At 72.9% G+C, this 3,340-nt stretch carries 2 protein-coding genes and 1 pseudogene; 1 reads left to right on the forward strand and 2 read right to left on the reverse strand.

The features are described from left to right. Together AB0G13_RS34360 and AB0G13_RS34365 are read right to left on the reverse strand one after the other, a co-directional pair. Nucleotides 1-209, reverse strand: a pseudogene (locus AB0G13_RS34360) (hypothetical protein); the annotation flags it as partial. A 139-nt stretch (nucleotides 210-348) separates the two neighbouring features. Continuing rightward, a complete protein-coding gene (locus AB0G13_RS34365; protein ID WP_357883781.1) occupies nucleotides 349-1,590 on the reverse strand; it encodes an acyltransferase in 1,242 nt (413 codons plus the stop codon). Between the two features lie 310 nt (nucleotides 1,591-1,900). Here AB0G13_RS34365 and AB0G13_RS34370 point away from each other — a divergent pair, with 310 nt between their 5' ends. Continuing rightward, the gene (locus AB0G13_RS34370; protein ID WP_357883784.1) at nucleotides 1,901-3,226 is read left to right on the forward strand and encodes a polysaccharide pyruvyl transferase family protein; all 1,326 of its coding nucleotides are present in this window, start codon (nucleotides 1,901-1,903) and stop codon (nucleotides 3,224-3,226) included. The last annotated feature ends 114 nt before the right edge of the window (nucleotides 3,227-3,340 follow it).

Below are 3,340 nucleotides of genomic sequence, written 5' to 3' on the forward strand. Positions count from 1 at the left end.
TCTGGCCCGCGCCGGCATCCCGGTGGAGATCCGGGAGCGCGCCCGGGTGGGGCGGGGGCTGCCAGCGCCTCGGACACCCCGCCGAACGGCGCGGCGGGGAGCGCCCCGGCGCCGGCGGTGAACGCGACCGCGACCGCCAGGCCGGTCAGCAGTCGCGCGGCCCACCGCGCCACCCACCACAAGGGACAGGTGAGTGCGACGGTAGCCACGCGATCACGCTACCGCCGGATCCGCCGGCCCGCACCGCCACCGGGCGTGTCGGCCCGCGCCGCACCGGACAGGCCGGACGGCCCCGACCCGGTGGCGCGGGTCGCCGCACGGCGGTGGACGCCCCGGTCGCCGGGACCGTCAGCGCGAGTCGACGTACGCCGACCGGCGGTCGGGCTGCGGGTCGGCGGGCCGGGGGCGCGGCACGGCGTTGCCCCGCTCCCCCGGCGGCGGCGCGGGGCCGCCGGGGGCCTCCCCGCCCTCGTCGCCGCCCCGCGACGTCGCCCGGGCCGGCCTGCGCGGGGTGAGCAGCCGCATCATCGGCGTCTCGACGAAGCGGTGCAACAGGCCGGCCAGGGCCAGGTTGACCAGCAGGAAACCGAGCACCACCGCCAGCCCCCACCAGCCGGGGAAGCCGACGCCCCAGTCGCCGGTGAGCCGCAGGACAGTGATCATCACCAGGACGTGCACCAGGTAGAAGGCGAAGGAGACCTCGCCGAGCCACACCATCGGGCGGGAGCGCCACGGCGAGCGCCGACCGCGCACGTCCGCGTCCGCCGCGGCGGCGATCACGAGGATGTACGCCACCGAGAGCAACGCCGCCCACAGTTCGGCGCGGACCCACTGGGCGGCGACCACCCAGGTCGCCACGAAGACCAGGCTGGCCAGCGGCAGGCCCGGCCCCCGCCACCGGCCACGCCGCATCAGCTCGGCGGCGGCCACGCCCATCCAGAACTCCAGCGACCGTACGGGCGGAAAGACCTGGGTGAACCACCAGCGGCTCTCCTCCGGCACCAGGGCCTGGGCCGGCCAGAGCGCCAGGATCAACAGCGGCACCGCGACCACGACGGCCCACAGCGCCCACGGCCGGGCCCGGCGGATCAGGGGCAGCGCCAGCGGCAGGCAGAGGTAGAAGAAGAACTCGCAGGACAGCGACCAGCTGACCGTGTTGATGCTGTAGAAGTGGCCCGGGCGGGGGTCCCAGGCTTGGAGGAGGAACAGGTTCTCCACCGCGACGGCCGGGTCCACGGGGTCGGCGAACCAGGCCGCGACCGCCAGGGCCGCGGCCCACAGCACGACGTGGCTGGGCCAGATCTTGGCCACCCGGCGGCGCCAGAACGCCCGACGGGTGTCGCTGGGGCGCGCCGACCAGACCAGCACGAAGCCGCTGAGGATGAAGAAGAACTGCACGCCGGAGAGGCCGAGGGCGAAGGCCCAGTCCACGACGGCCCGGTGGCCGGGCTCGACGATGATGCCCATCGTCGCGACGTGGAAGCCGAAGACGAGCAGGGCGGCGACCCAGCGCAGCCCGGTCAGCGACGGCAGGCGGTTCGCCGAGGACGCGGGCCGGGTGGCCGACGCGACGGTCGCGACGTCCGTCATGCCGGCATCCCGACGATCCGCAGGGTCACCAGCACGTACGTCTCCTCCTCGGCCCCTTCGTCGGCCGCCCCGCAGGGCGCCCGTGGCGGCCCGCCGCGCGACGCCGCCCGCCGGGCACCCTACCCGCCGGACCTGAGGCTCTGTTCCGTCCCGTCCGTGAGTGCCCGTTCTGTCCCGTCGGGGAGCGCCCGTTCCTCCCGTCCCCGGTGACCGCTCCGTCCCTTCCTGTGACGGCGGTGACACGTGTCCGGTCCACACCCGGGCGGTGGCTAGTATTCCGGGACCCGGAGGTGACGAGAGGCGGGGACAAATGCACCAGCGGATCCTGATGCGGGCGAAGAAGGGCCCATTCGACGTCTACTCGCCGGAGGAGACGTACGAACGAAACTGGATCGGCGAGAACAACGGCAACCTCGTCTTCAGCCACGCCGCCCACAAGCTCCTGCGCACCGCCACCGCCGAGATCACCTCGACCGAGTTCAGGATCAACCCGCGCGAAGCCGACATGATCAACGAGAAGTACGACGTCTACGTCGTACCGCTCGCCAACGCCTTCCGACGCAGCTACGCCCACCGCGTCGAGGCCATGACGAAACTCATCGAACAACTGAAGATCCCGGTGGTGGTGCTCGGGGTCGGCGTGCAGACCGACGTCAACGGCGACCGGGAGTACCTCCGCCCGATCGACGACGTCGTGACCCGGTTCGTGCGGGCCGTCCTCGACCGCTCGCACAGCATCGGCGTCCGGGGCGAGATCACCCGGGACTACCTGCGCACCCTGGGCTTCTCCGCCGTCGACGTGATCGGCTGCCCGTCGATGTTCCTGCACGGCGACAGCCTGCGGGTGGAGAAGAGGAAGGCGGCGCTGGAGCCGGACGACAGGCTCGCGCTCACCGTCTCGCCGTACGTCACGTCGATGGCGGAGATCATCGCCCGGCACCAGGAGCGGTACCCGAACCTGCGCTACCTGCCGCAGGACCTCAAGACGCTCGGCACGCTGCTCTACGGCGACGCCCCCGCGGAACGGGGCAAGTCCAGCAAGATCCCGGTCCACACCTCGCACCCGCTGTTCACCGAGGACAAGGTGCGGATGTTCGTCGACCCCTGGACCTGGATGGACTACCTCTCCGGGTTCGAGTTCGCGTTCGGCACCCGGATCCACGGCACCATCACCGCGCTGGTCTCCGGCACGCCCGGCTACCTCTTCGCGCACGACTCGCGCACCCTGGAACTCGCCCGGTACTTCGACATCCCGCACCGGGTGATGAGGGACGTGCCGGCCGACATCGACGCCGCCCAGCTCTACGAGGAGGCGGACTACACGGCGCTCAACGACGGGCACAAGTCGCGCTACGAGACGATGCTGGCCTTCCTCGCCAAGCACGACCTGGGCAACGCCTTCGCCGACGGCGACAGCGCGGCCCGGTTCGACGCGCAGGTCAGGTCCACCACCTTCCCGCCCGCCGTACGCCCGGCCGCCGCGACCTCCCCCGACGTGCTGCTGGAGCGGATCCAGTGGCTGCGCGACCGCAACGCCGAACTACGCAAGGAGACGGAGACGCTGCGCGGGCAGCGCCTGCAGACCCGCGTCAAGCAGGTGATCGGCGGCCGGGTGCGCCGGATGCTGAACCGCTGAGGCGGCGTCCGCACCGCCCGACCGGGAGCTGAGCCGTCGCGCGCGTCCCGGCCCGGCCGGGGCGCGCGCCGCCCGCGCCGCCGGGGGGCGCCCCGTGAGATAGGGACGGCGTGG

This window comes from Micromonospora sp. NPDC023633 (assembly GCF_040640035.1).
Taxonomy (GTDB): Bacteria; Actinomycetota; Actinomycetes; order Mycobacteriales; family Micromonosporaceae; genus Micromonospora.

Excerpts from the sequence above, each read along its gene's own strand:
- AB0G13_RS34365 (WP_357883781.1), bottom strand. The coding sequence starts at position 1,590 with ATGACGGACGTCGCGACCGTCGCGTCGGCCACCCGGCCCGCGTCCTCG.
- AB0G13_RS34370 (WP_357883784.1), top strand. The coding sequence starts at position 1,901 with ATGCACCAGCGGATCCTGATGCGGGCGAAGAAGGGCCCATTCGACGTC.